Source organism: Bradyrhizobium archetypum, from assembly GCF_013114835.1.
In the GTDB taxonomy this organism is placed as follows: domain Bacteria; phylum Pseudomonadota; class Alphaproteobacteria; order Rhizobiales; family Xanthobacteraceae; genus Bradyrhizobium; species Bradyrhizobium archetypum.
Genome location: NZ_JAAVLW010000007.1, coordinates 360,838 through 381,934, shown reverse-complemented (window position 1 = coordinate 381,934; position 21,097 = coordinate 360,838). Strand labels below are relative to the sequence as shown.

Annotated in this window: 21 protein-coding genes; 6 read left to right on the top strand and 15 right to left on the bottom strand. The window is 63.0% G+C overall.

Annotation, left to right across the window (positions count from 1 at the left end; all coding sequences use genetic code 11):
• Positions 1-52: 52 nt before the first annotated feature.
• Both HCN50_RS24765 and HCN50_RS24760 read right to left on the bottom strand, forming a co-directional pair.
• Positions 53-982 (bottom strand): TAXI family TRAP transporter solute-binding subunit, encoded by a 930-nt coding sequence (locus HCN50_RS24765; protein ID WP_171712496.1) that lies wholly within the window; start codon positions 980-982, stop codon positions 53-55.
• Positions 983-2,105: 1,123 nt separating this feature from the next.
• A complete protein-coding gene (locus HCN50_RS24760) occupies positions 2,106-2,876 on the bottom strand; it encodes a gamma-glutamyl-gamma-aminobutyrate hydrolase family protein (protein WP_171712495.1) in 771 nt (256 codons plus the stop codon).
• A 295-nt stretch (positions 2,877-3,171) separates the two neighbouring features.
• Here HCN50_RS24760 and HCN50_RS24755 point away from each other — a divergent pair, with 295 nt between their 5' ends.
• Positions 3,172-4,302 (top strand): AI-2E family transporter, encoded by a 1,131-nt coding sequence (locus HCN50_RS24755; RefSeq protein WP_171712612.1) that lies wholly within the window; start codon positions 3,172-3,174, stop codon positions 4,300-4,302.
• Positions 4,303-4,309: 7 nt separating this feature from the next.
• Here the strand turns inward: HCN50_RS24755 and HCN50_RS24750 are convergent, their stop codons facing one another.
• Complete coding sequence (locus HCN50_RS24750) at positions 4,310-4,612, bottom strand: antibiotic biosynthesis monooxygenase family protein (RefSeq protein WP_171712494.1); 303 nt, start codon at positions 4,610-4,612, stop codon at positions 4,310-4,312.
• A gap of 200 nt (positions 4,613-4,812) precedes the next feature.
• Here HCN50_RS24750 and HCN50_RS24745 point away from each other — a divergent pair, with 200 nt between their 5' ends.
• Entirely contained in the window at positions 4,813-6,966 is a 2,154-nt protein-coding gene (locus tag HCN50_RS24745) for a carboxypeptidase-like regulatory domain-containing protein (RefSeq protein WP_171712493.1), read from the top strand.
• A gap of 9 nt (positions 6,967-6,975) precedes the next feature.
• On the opposite strand, the gene HCN50_RS24740 is transcribed toward HCN50_RS24745, so the two are convergent.
• The 8 genes from HCN50_RS24740 to HCN50_RS24710 all read right to left on the bottom strand — a co-directional run bounded on the left by HCN50_RS24740 (position 6,976) and on the right by HCN50_RS24710 (position 14,079).
• A complete protein-coding gene (locus HCN50_RS24740) occupies positions 6,976-7,212 on the bottom strand; it encodes a hypothetical protein (RefSeq protein ID WP_171712492.1) in 237 nt (78 codons plus the stop codon).
• Between the two features lie 136 nt (positions 7,213-7,348).
• On the bottom strand, positions 7,349-7,702 hold the full coding sequence (locus tag HCN50_RS34310; RefSeq protein WP_311968198.1) for a tripartite tricarboxylate transporter substrate-binding protein: 354 nt from the start codon (positions 7,700-7,702) through the stop codon (positions 7,349-7,351).
• Positions 7,657-8,319, bottom strand: a complete 663-nt coding sequence (locus HCN50_RS34305; RefSeq protein WP_283812121.1) for a Bug family tripartite tricarboxylate transporter substrate binding protein — start codon at positions 8,317-8,319, stop codon at positions 7,657-7,659. Before HCN50_RS34305 ends, HCN50_RS34310 begins: the two co-directional genes overlap by 46 nt.
• 55 nt (positions 8,320-8,374) lie before the next feature.
• Positions 8,375-9,505, bottom strand: coding sequence for an iron-containing alcohol dehydrogenase (locus HCN50_RS24730; protein ID WP_171712491.1), 1,131 nt, complete (start codon positions 9,503-9,505; stop codon positions 8,375-8,377).
• A 16-nt stretch (positions 9,506-9,521) separates the two neighbouring features.
• A complete protein-coding gene (gene pdxA / locus HCN50_RS24725) occupies positions 9,522-10,559 on the bottom strand; it encodes a 4-hydroxythreonine-4-phosphate dehydrogenase PdxA (protein ID WP_171712490.1) in 1,038 nt (345 codons plus the stop codon).
• Complete coding sequence (locus tag HCN50_RS24720; protein ID WP_171712489.1) at positions 10,556-11,668, bottom strand: four-carbon acid sugar kinase family protein; 1,113 nt, start codon at positions 11,666-11,668, stop codon at positions 10,556-10,558. The genes pdxA and HCN50_RS24720 overlap by 4 nt, the downstream gene beginning before the upstream one ends.
• Positions 11,669-11,670: 2 nt before the next feature.
• A complete protein-coding gene (locus HCN50_RS24715; protein ID WP_171712488.1) occupies positions 11,671-13,134 on the bottom strand; it encodes an FAD-binding oxidoreductase in 1,464 nt (487 codons plus the stop codon).
• A 21-nt stretch (positions 13,135-13,155) separates the two neighbouring features.
• Positions 13,156-14,079 carry a dihydrodipicolinate synthase family protein gene (locus tag HCN50_RS24710; protein WP_235977193.1) on the bottom strand — a complete coding sequence of 308 codons (924 nt, stop codon included), beginning with the start codon at positions 14,077-14,079 and terminating at the stop codon, positions 13,156-13,158.
• 131 nt (positions 14,080-14,210) lie between these two features.
• On the opposite strand from HCN50_RS24710, the gene HCN50_RS24705 reads away from it, so the two are divergent.
• Positions 14,211-15,032 (top strand): IclR family transcriptional regulator, encoded by an 822-nt coding sequence (locus HCN50_RS24705; protein WP_171712486.1) that lies wholly within the window; start codon positions 14,211-14,213, stop codon positions 15,030-15,032.
• Positions 15,033-15,061: 29 nt separating this feature from the next.
• Here HCN50_RS24705 and HCN50_RS24700 read toward each other — a convergent pair whose 3' ends face one another.
• The 4 genes from HCN50_RS24700 to HCN50_RS24685 form a co-directional block, all read right to left on the bottom strand.
• Entirely contained in the window at positions 15,062-16,276 is a 1,215-nt protein-coding gene (locus HCN50_RS24700; RefSeq protein WP_171712485.1) for a GGDEF domain-containing protein, read from the bottom strand.
• A gap of 232 nt (positions 16,277-16,508) precedes the next feature.
• On the bottom strand, positions 16,509-16,985 hold the full coding sequence (rpsI, locus tag HCN50_RS24695) for a 30S ribosomal protein S9 (RefSeq protein ID WP_171712484.1): 477 nt from the start codon (positions 16,983-16,985) through the stop codon (positions 16,509-16,511).
• A 1-nt stretch (position 16,986) separates the two neighbouring features.
• A complete protein-coding gene (gene rplM / locus HCN50_RS24690; protein WP_171712483.1) occupies positions 16,987-17,451 on the bottom strand; it encodes a 50S ribosomal protein L13 in 465 nt (154 codons plus the stop codon).
• A 154-nt stretch (positions 17,452-17,605) separates the two neighbouring features.
• Positions 17,606-18,034, bottom strand: coding sequence for a PaaI family thioesterase (locus HCN50_RS24685; protein WP_171712482.1), 429 nt, complete (start codon positions 18,032-18,034; stop codon positions 17,606-17,608).
• 86 nt (positions 18,035-18,120) lie between these two features.
• Here HCN50_RS24685 and HCN50_RS24680 point away from each other — a divergent pair, with 86 nt between their 5' ends.
• The 3 genes from HCN50_RS24680 to HCN50_RS24670 all read left to right on the top strand — a co-directional run bounded on the left by HCN50_RS24680 (position 18,121) and on the right by HCN50_RS24670 (position 21,073).
• Entirely contained in the window at positions 18,121-18,945 is an 825-nt protein-coding gene (locus HCN50_RS24680) for an enoyl-CoA hydratase (RefSeq protein WP_171712481.1), read from the top strand.
• A 108-nt stretch (positions 18,946-19,053) separates the two neighbouring features.
• Positions 19,054-19,638: a CoA-binding protein gene (locus HCN50_RS24675; protein WP_171712480.1), complete on the top strand. Its 585-nt coding sequence runs from the start codon at positions 19,054-19,056 to the stop codon at positions 19,636-19,638.
• 154 nt (positions 19,639-19,792) lie between these two features.
• Positions 19,793-21,073, top strand: a complete 1,281-nt coding sequence (locus HCN50_RS24670) for an O-acetylhomoserine aminocarboxypropyltransferase (RefSeq protein WP_171712479.1) — start codon at positions 19,793-19,795, stop codon at positions 21,071-21,073.
• Positions 21,074-21,097: the final 24 nt, after the last annotated feature.

Here is a 21,097-nt window from a genome sequence, read left to right as displayed (position 1 = left end):
GATGCCCGATCAGCAAAAAGAGGAAGAAGATGCCCGAGGGCAACCGTTCAATCTAGCGCACGATCTTGATATTCGGGCCCTTTGGCTTGGGCTGCGGCTGCTCCTGCGTTGCCGCCACGCATTCATATTGCGGCCACTTCGGTAATCGCTCGTCGAGATTCACTTCGCGCCATTTCGGATGGCCGTTCACATCCAGCCAATCCTTGTTCTCGCGGATAATCTTGGCCACTTTGGCTACGTTTTGGCACTGCTCGCCGGCGTAGCTAAACGTTATCAGAACGGCTTTGACCGCTACCGTTCTCACCTCGGATTCCTGCCATTTGTATGTGCCCGCCGGGATGACAGTCGTCAGATAGCTGTCGAGGGCTTTGTCGTCCACTCCGATGAGCTGGAATTTATCATCGCCCGTTGTGTTCTCCGAAAATAGCGTTGCCGGCGCGCCAGCCACATAGAACATTGCATCAATTTCGCCCTTGCGCAGTGAGTCCAGGGCTTCCTTGCCTCCGAGAAATACCTCTTTCGAAGGAGTGATCCCCGTCTGGAAGAAAATCGTCTTTGCGGTCAGGTATGTGCCACTTCTTTGAGGACCTATCGCAACCCGTTTGCCGTGCAAGTCCTGCAGCGATTTCAAGGAAAGATCACCGAGGACATGGACCTCCTCCTTGTAAAGCGGATAAACGGCAGCAAGCTTGGCCGCGATAGCTTTCAGTTCATGGTCATCAGAAATGTCGCGGATATAATCGAGCACGTCCGACTGCACGATGCCGAGTTGGACACCGCGCTTCCTGCGAACGTCGAATACGTTCTGAATAGAGCCGGCCGATTCGAAAACCTGCAAGGAGATGTGGCTCGGCTCGACGATCTTCTTGATGTCCTCGCCAATCTTGATGTAGGTGCCAGTTACACCACCTGTGACAATTCCCATCTGCGGCGCAGCCGAGAGGGACATAGCAAGCACAACGGCCAAAACAGGAAGCTTCATCACTTACTACCTAGCGTTATAACCAAGTCGCAAATCGCGTATTATGACGGCGCGTTAGAAGCACGTTTAGGTTTCCGATGTGGAACTTTGCTCGCTTGGCCGGCGAGCCTGGCTCAATGAACACCGGGCGGTGTCGTGATATTCCTGCCTTTGCCATGCGATTTTTTCGTTCGTCAGCCCGATCACGCTTTGCGGAACGTGACGGATGACGTTGGCCGAATACGGGAACCTACAAACTGACGGCTGTGACGGGAGTACGGCGATTTCAGGGGACATAGCTGTGCGGATCTGGTGAGATAATTGCGGCGAGTCTAGGGCGTAAAAGCAGGATAGATCTACCTACGGCTGTCTAATGTTTCCGTCTAACTGCCGTCGGTCTCGGCACCATGCAGCGCAAGTCGAGGCATTGCGCGCGACATGCTGATTTGCCTCCGGCGCAAGCGCGATCTCGCGATGAGAGCTGCGACAGATCAACACGACGGCAAATCACTTCTGATTTTCAGAAATCGTGTCAAGCCCGCAAATCAAAAATATTCCGCTTTCGTTCGCACCCAAATCAGTCGCATAACTCCGCCCGTCTCACCGCAGATGAGGGGCGCTCGCGAACGTCACGAACGCGCGGTGGGGTGCGATGGACGCGGATGGCGCGAGAGACGTTGCGCGCGGTAAGCGTACGGCGAAGTCGTGTGGTTCGGGCGCCGCGGTGCTGGCGTTAAGTCCTTAAGGAGCGAAAGCTGCTCAGGGGCGACGGAGGCAAAAGAGCCGTTCTCCGGGGAGAGCACGAAGTAAGCCGTAAAGCCATTGCGCAGGGAAGGCCGGAGTGTTTCCGCCGAACCTGTATGCTCGTGTGCATTTTCTTTATGCGCAAGCAGCACACGAGACCGCGGGTGCGGCGCGCACCCGGTCTTCCCCGCGCCCTCTGAATTGGAGAGGGCGGGAAGTTGAAAGCAATGCGTCGCGAGATCGCGGACACACACTCACTTGTCATGGCTTGACCGGGCGACCCAGTATTCCAGAGACGCTAGTGATCGAATCGAGAAGCCGCGGCGTACTGGATCCCGCCTTCGCGGGGATGACAGCGGTGTGTGCGTCACTACCTCCACGTCATTGGGCGCGCGCCCGATCAGTTCGCCCGCTGGTGCGCCTTGAGCGCTGCCCCGAACGCTTCGAACAGCTTGCGATTGATCGGATTGCGCTGCGGGTCGTATTCGGCGTGCCACTGCACGCCGAGCGCAAAGCCCGGGGCGTCCGCTATCCTGATCGCTTCGATGGTGCCGTCCTCGGCAATGCCTTCGATAACGACGCGCTTTCCCGGTTCGAGGATGCCCTGCCCGTGCAGCGAGTTCACCCGGATGGTCTCGCAGCCGAGCAGGTTGGCGAATGTGCCGCCCGGCGTCAGGTGAACGTCGTGCCGGTCGGCAAACACCACCGTCGGATCGGGATGGATTTCGCCGTTCTCGAGCCGCGGCATGCGATGGTTCATACGGCCGGGAATCTCGCGGATTTCCGGATGCAGCGAACCGCCAAAGGCGACATTCATCTCCTGCAGGCCGCGGCAGATGCCGAAGATCGGCACGCCGCGGGCGACGCAGGCCTCTGTCAGCGCCAGCGCGACGTCATCGCGGTGGATGTCGTAGGGCTCATGCCTCTCATGCGGTTCGGTCTTGAAACGCGTCGGATGAACATTGGCCCGCGCGCCGGTCAGCACGATGCCATCGACGACATCGAGCAGCGCCCCGATATCGGTAATCTCGGGCGAGCCGGCAAACATCAGCGGCAGTGCACCCGCGACATCGGCGACCGCGCGCAAATTGCGCTCTCCGACCATCTGAGTCTGGAAACGATTTTCGACGCGATAGGCGTTCCCGATCACACCGACCACGGGCCGCTTCATCGCAAGTTTTCCGCTGTCATCGTCCCGTGCAAGGATCTTCTGGGTTGGGTCATGATTGCAGAAGATAATGCCTGCGGCCGGGCGGCGGATCAATATCCGGCAGCGGCCTGCGGACCTGCCCTGCTATTTCCGCGCGCACGCCCTCCCGGGCATCGACGCCGGGCAGATCGGCCGCCCGGAGCGCGGTGGCCGCCGACGTGTCGGCACCATTGAGCCAACCGGCGCGCTCGCGCTTGATCCCGGCGCCATTTTGGCCAATGACTTGCCGGCAATTATTCTACGAGAAGGAATCAACGTGACCGGTCCGGCTGACAATCGCCTTCAGGCCCGCAGCGATCTGGCGTGGGCGATATCGGTCGGCGGCATCGGCGTCGTGCTGTTTACTGCCTTGCTTGCCTTCACCTGGCACTTCGCCGCGACGCTGTTCTTGCTGTTTACCGGCATGCTGCTCGGCGTCGCCCTCAACGCCATGAGCAACCTGCTCGGGCGCGTGGTGCGGCTGCCGCATGCGCTGCGGCTGACGGTGGTCTGCCTGGTGGTCGCGGGCATGCTGTCGGGCATCGTCTTCCTCGGCGGCACCACGATCGCCCAGCAGACCACGGCGCTCAGCAACACGCTCAAATCGCAGCTCGTCAACGTCAAGGGCTTTCTGGAGCGGAACGGCATCGACACCAGCTTGTTCGACTTTGGCACCGTGTCGTCGACCTCAGATGATGCCGCGTCGACGCCCGCCGCGACGCCGGCGCCGCACGCGCTTCCGAGCGCCGGCACGATCGCGGCCAGCGGTGGCGCCATCTTCAGCCAGAGCCTGAAACTGATTCTCGGCACCGCCAGTGCAGTCGGAAACTTCTTCATCGTGCTGTTCTTGGGAATAGCCTTCGCGACCCAGCCAGGCGTCTATCGCGACGGACTGCTGTTCATGGCGCCGGCTAGACACCGCACGCGCGCGATCATGATCGTCGACCGGATCGGGGAGACGCTGGAGCGCTGGTTGATCGCGCAGATCATCACCATGGCAGCCGTGTTCCTGGTGACCTGGCTCGGGCTCTCGATCATCGGCATCCAGAGCTCGTTCATCCTGGGCATCCAGGCCGGCCTGCTCGCCTTCATCCCGACGGTCGGCGCGATCCTCGGCGGGCTGATCGTGGTGCTGGCGAGCCTCGCCTCCGGATGGGTCGCGGGGCTCTCCGCCTTCATCCTGTTCCTCGGCGTGCACGCGCTGGAAAGCTACGTGCTGACGCCGATCATCCAGCGCCAAGCGCTGGACATTCCGCCGGCGACGCTGTTTGCGTTCCAGATCCTGCTCGGCGTCGTGTTCGGCATCTGGGGGCTGGCGCTCGCGCTGCCGCTAATGGCGATCGCCAAGGTGATGATCGACCATTTCAAGGCGGAGGGCGCCCCCGTCGCCATCACGGCGGCGGCCTGAAACGGTGTCAATCCGCCGTGGTCAGCACCGTCTCGGTATGTTCAACCTCGGGCGGCGAAGCAAAATACGACCCGACCAAGGCGCGCCAGGCGGTGAAGTCCTCCGAGCCGCGAAAATCGACAGTGTGGTTTTCCAGCGTCTCCCACTTCGCCACCAGCCGATAGCGCTGCGGCTTCTCGATCGATTTGTGCAGCTCAAACCCCTTGCCGCCCTTGGCGCGCAGGAACAGCGGGCGCGCCTTGGCGACGGCGGCTTCAAAATCCTTCTCGGTGCCCGGCTTGACGTCGATTTGTGCGATTTCAGTGATCATTTGATTACGCCTTCCCATCAGATTGCCGTGTCTAACCCAGCTTGCCGAAAAGCAAAAGACACGCACGCGCTGCTGCGACGCACACTGGCCAGACGCACAAGCATGAGGAAATCGCGCGCGTGACATGCTCCCGCCTCAACCCTCGTTTGATGTACGCTTCCCCGAAGAGCGGGAAGCTCACGGTCACGGGGAGACAAACAATGAATCTCGGTCGGGCCCTATTCGCATTCACGATGACTGCAGCGGCGGGCGTCCTCGGTACGTCGGTCGGACCATCGTATGCGCAACAACCGGCGGCGGTCGCCATCGATAATGACGATATCGGCGGCGTGGTATCAGGCCCGAACGGGCCGGAGGCCGGCGTCTGGGTGATCGCGGAGACCACCGAGCTGCCGACGAAATTCGCCAAGATCGTCGTCACTGACGATCAGGGGCGTTACGTGATCCCGGATCTGCCACGGAGCGTGAACTACGCCATCTGGGTCCGCGGCTATGGGCTGGTGGATTCGCCGAAGCTGCGGGCCAAGCCCGGCCAACAAGTCAATCTCACGGCGGTGCCGGCGCCGAACGAGGCGGCAGCCGCCCACTACTACTCGGCGATCTACTGGTACACAATGATGAAGATCCCGCCGGCAAAGGATTTTGGCGGCACGACCGAGATCCCGAAGGAGATCACGCAGGACATCTGGCGCCAGCGGATGAACAATGTCGACTGCATCGGCTGCCATCAGCTTGGCCAGGAATCCACGCGCACGATCCCCGGCGGGTTCGGCGAATTCAATTCGCACGAGGAAGCCTGGATGCGCCGCGTCTCCTCGGGGCAAACGGGCGAATGGATGGTCAACCGGCTCGCTGGCCAAATGGGCGGCGTGCCGTTCAAATATTTCGGCGACTGGACCGACCGGGTCGCCAAGGGCGAGCTGCCGAAAGAAAAACCGCCGCGGCCGACTGGCATCGAGCGCAATGTCGTCATCTCGTCCTGGGAATGGGCGACCGAAAAACACTTCGTCCACGATCTGATCTCGTCAGATCGGCGCTACCCGACCGTCAACGCCTACGGCCCGCTGTATGGCGCGAACGAGTACTCGTCGGACGACATGCCGATCCTCGATCCGAAGACGCACAGGGTGACATTCTCGAAAATGCCGGTCGCCGATCCCAATGCGCCGGAATCGTTCGGGCCTCCGCTCCATGGCACGGCCCTTCTCAATCCGGTCAGCCCCTCGGCCTATTGGGGTGAAGAGAAGATCTGGAGCCAGCGGGCCAACAATCACAACAGCATGTTCGACAAGAAGGGCCGCGTCTGGCTGGCGGCCGCCGTGCGCGGCATTGAAAATCCGGCCTACTGCCGCAAAGGGTCCGACCACCCGTCGGCCAAGGCCTTCCCGCTCGAACGCTCCGGCCGGCAGATAACGGTATTCGATCCCAAGACCCAGAAGTACAGCTTCATCGATACCTGCTTCGGTACCCATCACCCGCAATTCGGCTACGACGCCGACGACACGCTTTGGACTTCGGGGACCGGGCCGGTCGCCGGCTGGATCAACACCAGGCTGTGGGACGAGACCGGCGACGCCGTCAAAGCGCAGGGTTGGGCGCCGTTCGTGCTCGATACCAACGGCAACGGCAAGGTCGACGACTACACCGCGCCGGGCAAGCCGGTCGAGGCCGGCAAGGACATGCGGATCGCGGGTTCAGGCCCGTACGCCGTGATGCCGCACCCGACCGATGGATCGGTCTGGTACACCGTCAACGTGTTCGTGGGGCAGCCGGGCTTCCTGCGCTTCGATCCCAAGACCAAACTGTCCGAATTCTATGCCATTCCGAAGGAAGGCATCGGCGTTCGCGGCGGCGACATTGACAAGAACGGCGTGCTGTGGGGCTCGGGCTCGAACGGCAGCCTGATCCGCTTCGATCGCACCAAATGCAAGGCGCCGCTGAACGGGCCGGACGCCACCGGCAATCACTGCCCGGAGGGCTTCTCCTACTTCAAATATCCGGGACCCGGCTTCGAAGGGCTTGAGAATTCCAGCGCCGAAGCGAGCTATTACACCTGGGTCGATCATCACAACACGGTGGGTCTCGGCGAAAATATTCCGATCTCCACCGCCAACCTCAACGACGGCTTCGTCGCCCTCAAGGATGGGCAGATGGTGATGCTGCGCATCCCCTATCCGCTCGGCTTTTTCGCCAAGGGCCTCGACGGCCGCATTGATGATCCAAATGCCGGCTGGAAGGGCCGCGGTCTGTGGAGCTCGAGCGGCGACCGCACTCCCTGGCTGATGGAGGGCGGCAAGGGATCAAAGCCGCGGGCGGTGCATATTCAGGTGCGGCCAGATCCGCTGGCGAAGTGAGGGATGCAGTCAGCCGAACAACAGCACCGCACCGGTCACCATCAGCGCGCAGCCGATGAACATGATGGCAGGCCAGCGCATTCTGCGCTGATCGTAACGCCCCTGCGCACGGCGCTCGGTGATGAGCGCCATCTCGTATTCTTCCGAGCTCGAGAACCTGCAGCCGAACCCGCCGCGGGCGGAGGCTGCGGCCGCTTCGAGCGTCATCAGGGCAGCCTGTGGGTTTGGTCTGCGGTGTGAATCCATACGCAGATGATATGGATGGAATGGTAAACGAGAGGTTACCGCATTATGTCCATCCGGAGACCACTTCGAAAGTATCGAATTAATCTCCGGAGACATCGCTTTGTTTCCAGATGATGTTCCGGAAGGCCCGCACTCCCTACTCCAGCTTGATGTTGGCTGATACGATGACCTTCTTCCATCGCGCCGTCTCGGACGCGATGTAGGCCGCAAACGGTTCAGGCTCCAGTGCAACCGCGTCCGCGCCGAGTTCGGCCATCTTCTGCACCGTCTCCGGCTGCTGCATAAAGACCCGGATTTCGGCCGACAGCTTCTCCACGATCGGCTTCGGCGTCGCCGCCGGCACGAAGAATCCGTGCCAGGCGACCGCCTCGAAACCGGGCAGATACTCGGCGACGGTAGGAAGGTTCGGATCGAACGACGCGCGCTTGGGCGTCGCGGCGGCGATCAGCGCCAGCTTGCCGTCCTTGGCTTGCGGCAGCAGCAGCGGCACATATCGAAGGCAAGGTCGATCTGGCCGCTGATCAGATCCGTGAGCATCGTGCTCGAGCCCTTGTAGGGCACGTGCACCATCTTGGTGCCGGTCATCTGCTGAAACAATTCGCCCGCCAGATGCTGCGAAGTGCCGACGCCCGCCGAGCCGAACGAGACCTTGTCAGGATTGGCCTTCAGGTAGGCGATCAGATCCGGCACGGTGCGTGCCTTGATCTTATCGGGGTTGACGACGAGAACGTTGGGCACGACGCTGATCTGCATGATCGGCCGCAGATCCTTGTCGGGCTGGTAGCTGAGCTTCGGACCGTATAGCGACGGGTTGATCGCAAGCGCGGAGGTGCTGGCGAGCCCGAGGGTCAGCCCGTCCGCCGCCGATCGCGCCAGCCGCGTCACGCCGACGATGCTGCCGGCGCCGCCGACATTCTCGACCACGAACGGCTTGCCCAGCTTCGCCTGAAGATGATTGGCGACCATGCGCGCGAAAATATCTGCGGTGCCGCCGGCGGCGAAGGGAACGATCACGCTCACCTGCCTGGAAGGATACACCTCCTCCGCCCTCGTGGGTGGCGTCGCCAACAGCATCGCCGACGCAACAATAAGCCTCATCAATCTCATCGAAGTTTCCTCTGCTTGTTATTGATTTGCAGCCGTCCAGACCCGGGCCGATCGGCTAGAACGCCGTCTCGTACATCTTCAGAATCTCGTCACGGCTCAATTCGCGCGGGTTGTTGTCGAGCAAGCGGCGAATGGCGTACGCCTCGTCCGCCATGACGCCGAGATCGTCCTTGGGAACGCCGAGTGCGGACAACCGCATCTCGACGCCGAGATCGGCGCAAAAACCGTAAGTCGCGTCGAACGCGGCCGCCGGAATATTGTGCTCCGGCAGGCCGAGCGCGTGCAGCACCGCGATCGTCTTCATCGTGGCCGCCGGCATGTTGAACGCCAGCGTATGCGGGAAGATCACCGCGCAGGCGAGGCCGTGCGCCACGTGATGCCGTGTGCCGAGCGGATAGGCGACCGCGTGCCCGGCCGTCGTATTGACCGGGCCGAGGCAATATCCGCCATAGAGCGAGGCCAGCGCCAGTCCCGCACGCGCCTCGCGATCGCTGCCATCAGATACCGCCCGCCGCAGATAGCGTCCAACCAGCCGCGCGCCTTCGATCGCGTAGAGGTCGATGGCCGGATGCGCCTTGCGGCTGGTGTAGGCCTCGACGCAATGCGCCAGCGCGTCGACACCCGTCGCCGCGGTGACATCGCGCGGCACTGTCATCGTAAGGTCGGGATCGACGATGGCGATGTCAGCCAGCATGAAGCGGCTCTGCACCGCGAGCTTGTTGCGGCTGGCCGGATCGGTAACGAGCGCACGGGTGCCGGCTTCGCTGCCGGTCCCCGACGTGGTCGGGATCTGCATCAGCGCCACGCTGCGTCCCGCAACCTTCTCGGCGCCCACGATATCGGCAAAGACCGCTTCACCCGTGCAGAGCACGGCCACCAGCTTGGCGAGATCCATCGCACTGCCGCCGCCAAAACCGACGATCAGGTCGGGCGTGGCGTCACGCGCCATCGCCACCGCCTTTTCGAGGTTGGGCAGATCCGGCTCGGCCTTCACGTCGCCGAATACCTTGACTGCTCCAGGCAGCGCCAGTTGATCGACGCGCCGCGCGTTGAACGGATCCGAAATCACCAGCGGCCGCCGCGCGCCGATCCGTCCGGCGAAGCGTGCCGCTGCGGCAATCGTTCCGCATCCGAACTCGATGATGGTGGGACGAAGGATTTCGATCGGCGTGAAGCAATTGGTCATTGGGCGTCTGCTCTCATCACTTTGGCGCGATCGAAGTGCCGCCCGCCAGGCGTTCGGCGTACTCGATGGCCTCGATCAGGCTGTGCTCGTTGGCGATGCCTTTGCCTGCGATATCGAAAGCGGTGCCGTGGTCGACAGAGGTGCGGATAATCGGAAGGCCCAGCGTGATGTTGACACCGGAAAGCTCCTGCCAGCGGCCGGTCGCGGGATCGACCTGGAAGCCCAACAGCTTCACCGGAATGTGGCCCTGGTCGTGATACATCGCGACCGCCGCGTCGAACTGGCCGGCGCGCAGCTTGACGAAGATGGTGTCGCCCGGCACCGGCCCGACGACGTCGAGGCCATCGGCGACTGCCTTGGCAATGGTCGGCGCCGAGACATCGATATCCTGCCGGCCGAACAACCCGCCCTCTCCGGCATGGGGATTGAGCGCTGCGATGGCGATCTTCGGGCGCGCGATGCCGAGCCGGCGCAGCGCATCGTCGGTGAGATCGATCACCTGACGGAGCCGCTCCGCCGTCAAGCGCTTCGGCACATCCTCCAGCGCCACATGCGTTGAGACATGGCTGACGCGCATGTTGCCATGGGCCAGGAGCATCACCGAGCCGCGTACGCCGGTGAGATGCGCCAGCATCTCGGTGTGCCCGGGATAGTGGTAGCCCGCCTTGTTGAGTGCTTCCTTGTTCAAGGGCGCCGTGACGATCGCCGCGGTCCGGCCAGCCTGCGTCAGCCGCACGCCCTGCTCGACCGCCTTGAAGGCAAACCGTCCGCCATCGGCACTCAGCACGCCCGGCTGGATCGGCGCGCCCTCGGCGTCGGCCTGCAGAAAACAGAGATTGGGCCAATCGCGGTCTTCGGCACCCACTTCCGGAATCGCGATGCTGGTGCCAGCCGCGGCCTTCGCGGCGCTCAATGCGGCGCCGCTGCCGATGATCAGAAGGCGCAGATCGCCCTTGGCGATCCTGTCCTGCAAGCCGATGCAGGCTTTGACGATGATCTCAGGCCCGATCCCGGCCGGATCGCCCATGGTGATCGCAAGATGGCGAGGGGTCATGTCGGTTTCCCTGTGCTGAGCAGTTGATTGTCATGGAGCAGATCGCGCCACAGCTCCCTTGTACCAAACGCTCCGGATTTGGAGATCACGTCAACGCCGGCCCAGCGGCCGCCCTGAAGGATGGAGCGTGGCAAGCCTGGCGCGATGCGGCCGGCGACCTGCAACGCCTGCGCACCGAGCGCGACGCAGAGCGCCTTCAAGGTCTCGCCACCGGCGACAAGCAGCGTGCCGGGAGGATCAAGTGTCGCAATCAACGCGGTAATTTCATTCGCGATCCGCTGTGCCGCCTCGGCGCGCGACAATCCCTCGGGCAGCGAAAACTTCACCAGCGCCACGCCTTCACCGGCAAGCTTGCGGCGCACCCGCGCCGCACTTTCGGCCTCGCCCTCCGCGAGCGTGATGCTAGCCTCTCCACACGCCTCAAGCTGGGACGCGGTGACGATCTGATCGGAGCCGAACAATCCCAGCACCGGCTTTTTCAGATGGCGCGGCGCATCAGCGCGGCGGCCGCGTGCCAAGGCACCGGCCAATCCGCCGCTCCCGCACCACAGCACGGGTGCCGCAAGCCGATGGCCCATCTCGACCACGCGATCGAGATCGCGGTCGCTCTCGGCATCGAAGACCTGGACGCCGCCATGCGACAGCGTGCCGGGCCGGCCTTGGCGGGCGTCGATGTTCTCCGCTTTGAGCTGCGCCAGAAGGTTGGCGCCGACCGGATACCAGTCGCCATCCGGCGTGCGCGCGAATTGCTGGCTATCGCGGGTGCGGCGCCCCTGATAGGCGAAGGCCGGTGCAACGACGCAGGAGGCCCAATGGCCGTTACGCAAGCAGGCGGCAAGCTCGGCCGCCCACGCTCCGCGCAACAGGCTGTCGACCTTCTTGTAGGCGATGGTGCCTTCACAAAGCAGCGGCGCCAGCCGTCCGACGATCTCGACGCTCTCGGCCCGTGCCAGCTCGCGGGTGCCGCTGTCGATCGCTATACTTGACGACTTATTGGTCGAAAGCGCCTCCGGCCAGGTCACGTCGAACGGTCCGCACAGGCCCACGAACTCGGCTGCGGTGTCGAGCGCACCGGTGAGATCGTCGGCAAGAAGGCGGACGCTCGCCATCGTCATGTTGCTCCTGCGCTGCCAGGTGCCTGGCGCCCGCTCGCGAACATCTTGTCGGGATTCCTCAGGCCGTTCGGATCGAGCAATTGCTTGATACCACGCATCAGGTCGATATCGAGCGGGTCGGCCACACGCGCGAGCCGGCCGCGATTGGTGATGCCGATGCCGTGCTCGGCGCTGATCGCGCCCCCCTGCGCCGCGGTCTCGTCATCAACGATTTCGTTGATCTCCGTCACCAGCGCGGCGGTCGCGGCGGGGTCGTGGCAGCGATCGCGGTCGATCAGGGCGATCACGTGAATATTGCCGTCGCCGATATGGCCATGCATCACCACGCGCGCATGGGGAACGGCCACCATGATCCTGGCCTCGACATTGGTAACGAACGCAGCCTGACGCTCCAGCGGAACCACGCTGTCGTGCGACACCACATAACCGCTGCGCTTGTTGCCCTCCGAAACGCTGTGCCGCACGGCCCAGATTGCCTTTGCCTGGGCAAGATTCGAGGCCAGCACGGCATCTTCGGCAAGTCCGGCGTCCATCGCCTCCGAGAGCACGGCCGCCAGCGGCTCGTTCAGGTCGATCCCGGCCAGCGTGTCGGTCAGTTCGACGATCAGATACCACGGCGTGGTGAGTTCGAAGGGAATGGCAACATGCGGCACGGTCGCCGCGATCACCTCGATCTGGCTGCGTGACATGATTTCGAGGCTGCCGAGCCGGTCGCCGACCGCGCCGCGCAGGCGTTGCATGATCTGGAGGGCCTGGTCGACGCTATGTAGTTTGAGCAGCGCCAGGGCGGAGCTGCGCGGCGGCGCGAACAGCTTCAGCACCGCCGCGGTAACGATGCCAAGCGTCCCTTCCGCGCCAATGAAGAGCTGCTTGAGCGCGTAGCCCGTGTTGTCCTTGCGCAGCGGGCGCAGGCCATTGAAAATGCGTCCGTCCGGCAGCACCACTTCCAACCCAAGCACGAGATCGCGCATTGGTCCGTAGCGAAGCACGGCCGTGCCGCCCGCATTGGTCGAGATGTTGCCGCCGATCTGGCAGGAGCCCTCGGCGCCGAGGCTCAACGGAAAGTAGCGGTCCACCGCCGTGGCCGCGGCCTGTACCTCGGCGAGGATGCATCCGGCTTCCACCGTGATGGTATTGGCGAGCGGGCTGACGTCGCGCACGCGCCGTATACGATCAAGTCGGATCACGACATTGGACGCGCCCTTATCCGGCGTGGCGGCGCCACACATGCCGGTGTTGCCGCCCTGCGGGACGATCGAGAGCCGTCTGTCGGCGCAATAGCGGACAACGGCCGCAACTTCCGCGGTCGAGCCGGGCTTGACGACCGCAACGGCTTGGCCGCGATAGCGCCCGCGCCAGTCCACCACAAAGGCCTCCTGATCAGGTGCGGCGTCGATGACGTGATTATCGCCGACGATGTCAGCCAATCCGGCACGGACATCCTGGGAGGATTCGGACATCGCCTCGTCGTCCATGTCGCGCTAAACGACCGCGGCGGCAGACGCGCCGGCAGCGGCAAGCAGCTCTTTCACAAGCGGCGCCGGAAGAGACTCCAGCGGCGGCCGGAAGCGTTGCCATCCGGCATGGCCGGTGCGGTGCGCGACCAGCGCCTTCAGCGAGGCCATCTGCGGGAAGCGCGAAGCGAGTTCGCGCGCCTTGACGATACGCGCCTGCGCGGCTGCAAGCGCGGCATCGTCGTCGCTGTCGCGGAAATGCTTGTAGACGTAGGCAAGATCGCGCGCAACGAGGTTGGAAGTCGCGGTGATGCACCCCGCACCACCCTTGCGCAGCAGCGGCAAGAGCAGCGGATCCGCGCCGGTCAGCACCGCAAAGCCCGGAAAGCGCTCCACCATCGCAGTCATATTGGCGAAGTCGCCGGAGGAATCCTTGATGCCGACGAAAATCGCCGGATAGGCCCCGCGCAGCCGTTCGATCAGAGCGTGCGAGATCGGCTGCATCGACATCTGGGGAATATGATAGAGGACGATCTTGAGCCGCGCGTCGCCAAGCCGCTGCACGACTTCGCTGTAGGACGCATAGACGCCGTCGTCGGTGACGCCCTTGTAGTAGAACGGCGGCAACATCACCACGGTATCGACGCCGAGCGAGAGCGCATGCCGCGTCAGCGCAATGGTGTCGCTGAGCGCTGCGACGCCGGTTCCGGGCAGCAGACGGTCCGGCGCGATGCCGTCCTGCACGACCGCCTCGAGCAGCGCGCTGCGCTCTCCGACCGAGAAGGAGTTGGCTTCGCCGGTGGTGCCAAGCATCGCAATGCCGTCACAGCCCTCACTCAGGAGATAGCGGCAATGCGCGACAAAGCGCGCGTGATCGGGCGCGAGCTCGGGGTCGAGCGGCGTCAGCGCTGCACTGAACACGCCATGAGGATGCAGGGATGATGTCGACAAAGTTCCTCCGATCCGCCCGTATGCGATTGTTCGGATTGCGAACATTTGTTATATGATCTGTACTCTCCTAGAGCCGGACCGGCGCGGCCGTCAAGGGCCGGTCGGAGTTCTTGCAAGCGGGCATTGACGAGATGGCAAAGAGCTCAAAGCGCGCGCCGACCGCCGCGCCGCAGAATCCGAAGAACTACGTTGCATCCGTCGGCAAGGCCTTCGCGGTCCTGCAGAGCTTTTCCAGTGACGCTTTCGAATTGACGCTCAGCGAGATTGCCGCGCGCGCCAATCTCGATCGCGGCACGGCGTTCCGCCTGATCCAAACCCTGCTTGAGCTCGGCTATCTCCAGCCCGTTCCGCAGAGCCGCCGGTTCAGGCTCGGCGTTGCCTGCCTCGATCTCGGCTACACGGTGCTGTCAGGCGGGACGCTGCGCGCATTGGCTGAACCGTTGCTGCGCGGTCTCGTGCCGTCGGTAAGCGACGCGGCCTCGCTCGGCGCCCTCGACGGAGGCGACGTGATCTATCTTGCTCGCGTTGGTACCGGCCTCGATCGGCACAAGATGGACCGGCGCCCCGGCACGCGTATTCCGGCTTACAGCGCCGCCCTCGGTCATATCCTGCTGGCACATCTGCCGCGGGACGAGCAGATCCGCCGGCTGGAATTGCGGCCACGCATCAAATTGTCGGAGAAAACCCTAACGGATCTCGATGCCCTGCTCGACCGGCTTGATCTTGTCAGGCAGCAGGGCTACGCGATCTCCGACGGCGAAAATGCCTATGGCCTGCGCACGCTGGCTGCGCCGATCTTCGATGCACAAGGTTCGGTGACTGCGAGTTTGAGCGTGACGGTCGACGCGACGCGGATGGACATGGCCGCCTTCCGCGACCAGGCGCTTCCCCAATTGATCCGTGTCGCCACCGTCGTGCAAGACCTCGCGATCAAATCCGGACTGTCGAGCTAGCGCATCAGCCGCCGGCGCACGATTCCGTGCTAGGTCGCTGTCGCCGGGCGTTGCGAAGCTGCGCGCCCGGCGGTCTTGCGCCGCCACTTCTCCAGCGACAGCGGCAGCTCTTCCGCAGCCTCGACCCGATTGCGGCCGCCGCGCTTGGCTTGATAGAGCGCGGTGTCGGCTGCTGCCAGCAACACTTCGAGCTCCGTGCCTGCCGGCCCGCCGGCGACGCCGATGCTGACGGTGGTATCGACCGGGCCTTCCTCGCAGACGATGTTCGATGCCTCGAATGCCTCGCGCACGCGCTCGGCCACGATCACGCCTTCCTCCAACGGACACGCCAATAACGCCGCGAACTCCTCGCCGCCGATGCGCCCCGACAGATCGCTGATGCGCAAATTGCTGATCACGACGGTGGAGAACAATTTGAGGATTTCGTCGCCCGCGGGATGGCCGAAGCGGTCGTTGATGCTCTTGAAATGGTCGATATCGAAAATCATCACGGTCACTGGCCGCCCCGCGGTGGCCTCGCGTTCGATCACGCCATTGCAGGCTTCCGTAAAGCCGCGGCGGTTCAACATTCCGCTCAACGGATCGACCGAGGCTGCGGTCTTGTGCACCGTCACGGCGCGGTCCGACACCAGCATGAAGATCACGAACACGGTGCCGATCGCATACAAGATCAGTTCGATGGAGAACGCCGTTACCCAGATGCTGCTGGCGAAGGTTTCGTCATGCGGGCGCAGCAGGCTGCCGAGCAGGATCGGCAACGCCAGCACGCAACCATGCATCACGGGTACGGCGATGGTCGGCCAGCGCTTTTGCATGGTCCGCCGTCGTTCGCTCCACAATTCGGAAGCCGTCAGTCCGGCGTAGATCGCGACGATCACCGCACCGACGATCAGTCGCATGGCGGGATTCAAGGATGGCACCGCCAGCACCACGCCGACCCAGACGACCGCGCCCAGCAACAGCCCCGTTAGATTGGGCTTGCGGCCGTGGAAGACGCGCGCAGCATTCCACACCATGCCGCAAGCCACGAAGCCGATCGCATGCAGCGCCAGCAACAGCGGCTCGCCGAGTTTGGCGCCGCCGATGGTCCAGATCGCCACCGAGGCCGCACCAAGCAGATAGGCCGTTCCCCACCACTTCAAAGCCGGGATGTTTTCCTGCTTGCCGAACAGCATAAGCATGGCCCCGAGCATGCCTGCGACCATCGTGGCAAACAAATATAACGTGGAAGTATCGAACGACATGGGCTCACCCGAACGCGTGTGATGCAACTTGTTCGGCGCACACTGAAAATGCAATTTCGCGCCATCGCATCGTGAACACTAGGAGGGCCGTGTTCCAATTTCGTGTGTGCGGGTAAGCAAGTTTTCACGAAAATCCGTGGTAACCGATCACTAAATGGTAAGCAAAAAGGGCGCCGATCGGCGCCCTCTTTCGTCTGGTGAAGCAGCAATCCGCTGCAATTTAGCGAAGCGATTAGCGCTTCGAGAACTGGAACGACTTGCGCGCCTTCGCCCGGCCGTACTTCTTGCGCTCGACGGTACGGGAGTCGCGGGTCAGGAAGCCGCCCTTCTTCAATACGCCGCGCAGATCCGGCTCGAAGTTGGTCAGCGCCTTGGAGATGCCGTGACGCACGGCACCTGCCTGCCCCGACAGACCACCACCGGCGACCGTGCAGATGACGTCATACTGGCCGGCGCGCGCGGCGGCGACCAGCGGCTGCTGGATCAGCATGCGCAGAACCGGACGGGCGAAATAGACTTCGACCTCGCGGGTGTTGACCGTGATCTTGCCGGCGCCCGGCTTGATCCAGACGCGGGCGACCGCGTCCTTGCGCTTGCCGGTGGCATAGGCGCGGCCGTATTTGTCGACCTTCTTGACGTATTTCGGCGCTTCCGGAGCGGCCGGCTTCAGCGACGCCAACTGGTCGAGCGACTGCATGGTATCCGACATTTTATGCGGCCCTCATGTTCTTGCGGTTCATCGAAGCGATATCAACCTTCTCGGGCTGCTGGGCTTCATGCGGATGCTCGGCGCCGGGGTAGACGCGCAGATTGCCCATCTGCACGCGGCCGAGCGGACCGCGCGGGATCATGCGTTCGATGGCCTTCTCGACCACGCGCTCGGGGAAGCGCCCCTCGAGGATCTGCTTCGCGGTGCGCTCCTTGATGCCGCCGATGAATCCGGTGTGCTTGTAATAGACCTTATTGTCGCGCTTGCGACCGGTCAGCACGACATGCGCTGCGTTGATGATGATGACATTGTCGCCGCAATCGACATGCGGGGTATAGGTGGGCAGATGCTTGCCGCGCAGGCGCATGGCGACCAGGGTGGCGAGACGGCCGACAACCAAACCCTTGGCATCGATTACGACCCACTTCTTCGTCACCTCGGCGGGTTTTGCCGAATAGGTTTTCATGTGAGGAAATCCGTGAAAATGGAAATCGGCGCCAGATGCGCCGAATTGGCCGGTTTCTAGAGAACGGAATGTCGATAGTCAACGCGAACGTTTGGAAATTAGGTCAACAAAAACAGCAACTTGTAAATATGGTGCAATACTACCTTTCGAAACACTATTTGTTTGGAATGGAATAGGTCGCCGTCACATGGGCGATCGGATCGGGTGACGAACCCGACAGCAGGTTCACCTCGCCGACCGCCAGCCGTTTGCCGAGCTTCAGGAGCCGGGCCGCGGCCAGCACGTCCTGCCCAGGCAGGCCCTTGCGCAGGAAATTGATGTTGAGATTGGTCGTTACCGCAAGCCCGACCGGGCCGATCGCCGAGAGCAGCACCACATACATCGCGAAATCGGCCATCGCCATCAGCGTCGGCCCCGACACCGTGCCGCCCGGACGCAGCATGCGCACGTCATAGCGTCGCCGTAGCAGGCAAGTCTCGCCATCGGCACTTTCGATGGTGATATCGCCGTCGCTGAAGGCTTGCGGAAATTCCTCGCGAAGGAACTTCTCCAGCTCAGCCACGCTCATTTTCGCTAGCGCCATACCGCCCTGCCCCTCGATTAAGCCTGCCTGTTACATTACGTTGTCATCAAAGCCAAAATGAAAATCCTGGAGTGGAAACCTCGGAAATGCCCGCCCAGACCGCCCGCGCCGCCACACCGCAACCTCCGATCCTGCTGCAGGAGAATGTCGGCAGCATCCGCCTGCTGACCCTCAACCGGCCGGCGGCGCGCAACAGCCTCTCGGAGGGCCTGATCGCCGAGTTGCACGGCGCGCTGAAGGCGATCCATGACGATAACAGCGTCCGCGCCGTCGTCATTGCGGCCAACGGCCCGGCCTTTTCCGCGGGCCACGACATGAAAGAACTGACCGCACGCCGCAGCGATCCCGATCGTGGCCGCGCCTATTTCGGACAGATCATGAATGCCTGCAGCGCGATGATGCAGGCCGTCGTCCATCTGCCGAAGCCGGTCGTCGCCGCCGTGCAGGGCATCGCGACGGCCGCCGGCTGCCAGCTCGTGGCAAGCTGCGATCTCGCAGTCGCCTCGGAGGCTGCCGGCTTCGCAACGCCCGGCGTCGATATCGGCCTGTTCTGCTCGACGCCGATGGTGGCACTGTCGCGCAACGTCCCGCGCAAGCAGGCTATGGAGATGCTGCTCACCGGCGAGCCGATTTCGGCGACGACGGCGAAGAATATCGGCCTCGTCAATCGCGTGGTTGCCGCCGGTACCGAGCGCGACGCAGCGATCGCACTGGCGCAGAAGGTGGCGCTCAAATCCGCCTATACCGTCAAGCTCGGCAAGGAGGCATTCTACCGTCAGGCTGAAATGAGCCTCGCCGACGCCTATCGCTATGCGGCAGAAGTAATGACCGAGAACATGATGGCGCGCGACGCCGAGGAAGGCATCGGCGCCTTCATCGAGAAGCGTGAGCCGAAGTGGCAGGATAAGTGACGACGCAGAGCGTCGTCATTCCGGGATGGTCCGCAGGACCAGACCGGGAATCTTGAGGTTCCGGGTTCGATGCTGCGCATCGCCCCTGAACGACTGTGCAGGATTAAGATGAACCACGACGCCTACGACGACAATTACATCCGCGGCATCCTCAACTCTGTGAAGTCGATCGCGATGGTCGGCGCCTCGCCGGTCAATGTGCGGCCGAGTTATTTCGCCTTCAAATATCTGGCGCAGCGCGGCTATGACATGATTCCGGTCAACCCTGGCCATGTCGGAAAGCAATTACTCGGCAAACCCTTCGTGGCATCATTGACGGATATCGGCCGCCCGGTGGACATGATCGACATCTTCCGCAGCTCCGCACATATCATGCCTGTCGTCGACGAGGTCCTGACATTGTCGCCTTTGCCAAAGGTGATCTGGATGCAGCTCGGCGCGCGCGACGACGCCGCGGCCGAAAAAGCCGAAGCCGCCGGCATCAAGGTGGTGATGAACCGCTGCCCGAAGATCGAGTATGGACGGCTGTCGTCCGAAATCTCCTGGATGGGCGTCAATTCACGCACGCTGAGCTCGAAGCGCGCGCCGATCCCGACTCAGGGCATGCGGCTGTCGTTGAACCGGATGAGCGTTGGCGGCGGCGCCACGGCCGCATCGGATCGCGCCGCAAAGAACAAAAGCGAGCCGACGTGAAGCCGTGAAAAACGATTATTTCGACGGCGCGACCTGACGAAGCAGCTCTATTTCCAATCCGCGACACGTCAACCCCTTGCCTTGACGGCAGACGCGGCTGCGATCAGCATCGGCAACGCTTTTCGAGCAAGCCAAGAGAACAGGACGAACAAGAATGACTGACCGTCTCCCGGGATTTTCAACCCTTGCCGTGCACGCCGGCGCGCAGCCCGATCCGACCACCGGCGCCCGGGTGACGCCGATCTATCAAACCACGTCCTTCGTGTTCAACGACGCCGACCACGCCGCCTCGCTATTCGGGCTGCAGGCGTTCGGCAACATCTATACCCGCATCGGCAACCCGACGACGGCGGTGCTGGAAGAACGCATGGCGGCGCTGGAAGGCGGCACCGCGGCGCTGGCGGTTGCCTCGGGTCACGCGGCGCAGGTTGTCGTGCTGCAACAATTGCTGATGCCGGGCGACGAGTTCATCGCCGCGCGAAAACTCTACGGCGGCTCGATCAACCAGTTCACCCATGCATTCAAGAGCTTTGGCTGGAACGTCGCCTGGGCCGACCCCGACGATATCGCAAGCTTCGAGCGCGCAGTAACGCCGCGCACCAAGGCGATCTTCATCGAATCGATCGCCAATCCCGCCGGCAGCATCACCGACATCGAGGCGATCGCCGACGTGGCCCGCAACGCCGGCGTGCCCTTGATCGTCGACAACACGCTGGCGACACCGTATTTGATCCGTCCGATCGATCACGGCGCCGACATCGTCGTGCACTCGCTGACGAAGTTTCTCGGCGGCCACGGCAATTCGCTCGGTGGCATCATCGTCGACGGCGGTACCTTCGACTGGTCGAAGGAGAACAAATATCCGATGCTGAGCGAGCCGCGGCCGGAATATCACGGCATCAGGATCCAGGAGACGTTCGGCAATTTCGCCTTCGCGATCGCCTGCCGCGTGCTGGGCTTGCGCGACCTCGGCCCGGCGCTGTCGCCGTTCAACGCCTTCATGATCCTGACCGGCATCGAAACGCTGCCGCTGCGCATGCAGAAGCACTGCGAGAATGCCAAGGCAGTCGCGGAATTCCTCGCGGGCCATCCCGCCGTGGCGTCGGTCAACTATGCCGGTCTCGCCGGCGACAAGTACAACCAGCTCGCGCGCAAATACGCGCCGAAGGGCGCCGGTGCGGTGTTCACCTTCAGCCTGCGGGGCGGCTATGACGCCGGCGTCAGCCTGGTATCGAACCTGAAACTGTTCTCGCATCTGGCCAATGTCGGCGACACAAGATCGCTGGTGATTCATCCAGCCTCGACCACGCATAGCCAGCTCGATGACGACGCCAAGGTGCGATCGGGCGCCGGACCGGATGTCGTGCGCCTGTCGATCGGCATTGAAGACAAGGAAGATCTGATCGGGGATCTGGCGCAGGCGCTGTCTGCCTGAGACTCTCGCACTATTCCGTCATTC

Coding starts and splice junctions, on each gene's coding strand:
- HCN50_RS24765 (WP_171712496.1), bottom strand. CDS start 982: ATGAAGCTTCCTGTTTTGGCCGTTGTGCTTGCTATGTCCCTCTCGGCT.
- HCN50_RS24760 (WP_171712495.1), bottom strand. CDS start 2,876: ATGAAGCGGCCCGTGGTCGGTGTGATCGGGAACGCCTATCGCGTCGAA.
- HCN50_RS24750 (WP_171712494.1), bottom strand. CDS start 4,612: ATGATCACTGAAATCGCACAAATCGACGTCAAGCCGGGCACCGAGAAG.
- HCN50_RS24745 (WP_171712493.1), top strand. CDS start 4,813: ATGAATCTCGGTCGGGCCCTATTCGCATTCACGATGACTGCAGCGGCG.
- HCN50_RS24740 (WP_171712492.1), bottom strand. CDS start 7,212: ATGGATTCACACCGCAGACCAAACCCACAGGCTGCCCTGATGACGCTC.
- HCN50_RS34305 (WP_283812121.1), bottom strand. CDS start 8,319: ATGAGATTGATGAGGCTTATTGTTGCGTCGGCGATGCTGTTGGCGACG.
- HCN50_RS24730 (WP_171712491.1), bottom strand. CDS start 9,505: ATGACCAATTGCTTCACGCCGATCGAAATCCTTCGTCCCACCATCATC.
- pdxA (WP_171712490.1), bottom strand. CDS start 10,559: ATGACCCCTCGCCATCTTGCGATCACCATGGGCGATCCGGCCGGGATC.
- HCN50_RS24720 (WP_171712489.1), bottom strand. CDS start 11,668: ATGGCGAGCGTCCGCCTTCTTGCCGACGATCTCACCGGTGCGCTCGAC.
- HCN50_RS24715 (WP_171712488.1), bottom strand. CDS start 13,134: ATGTCCGAATCCTCCCAGGATGTCCGTGCCGGATTGGCTGACATCGTC.
- HCN50_RS24705 (WP_171712486.1), top strand. CDS start 14,211: ATGGCAAAGAGCTCAAAGCGCGCGCCGACCGCCGCGCCGCAGAATCCG.
- HCN50_RS24700 (WP_171712485.1), bottom strand. CDS start 16,276: ATGTCGTTCGATACTTCCACGTTATATTTGTTTGCCACGATGGTCGCA.
- rpsI (WP_171712484.1), bottom strand. CDS start 16,985: ATGTCGGATACCATGCAGTCGCTCGACCAGTTGGCGTCGCTGAAGCCG.
- rplM (WP_171712483.1), bottom strand. CDS start 17,451: ATGAAAACCTATTCGGCAAAACCCGCCGAGGTGACGAAGAAGTGGGTC.
- HCN50_RS24685 (WP_171712482.1), bottom strand. CDS start 18,034: ATGGCGCTAGCGAAAATGAGCGTGGCTGAGCTGGAGAAGTTCCTTCGC.
- HCN50_RS24680 (WP_171712481.1), top strand. CDS start 18,121: ATGCCCGCCCAGACCGCCCGCGCCGCCACACCGCAACCTCCGATCCTG.
- HCN50_RS24675 (WP_171712480.1), top strand. CDS start 19,054: ATGAACCACGACGCCTACGACGACAATTACATCCGCGGCATCCTCAAC.
- HCN50_RS24670 (WP_171712479.1), top strand. CDS start 19,793: ATGACTGACCGTCTCCCGGGATTTTCAACCCTTGCCGTGCACGCCGGC.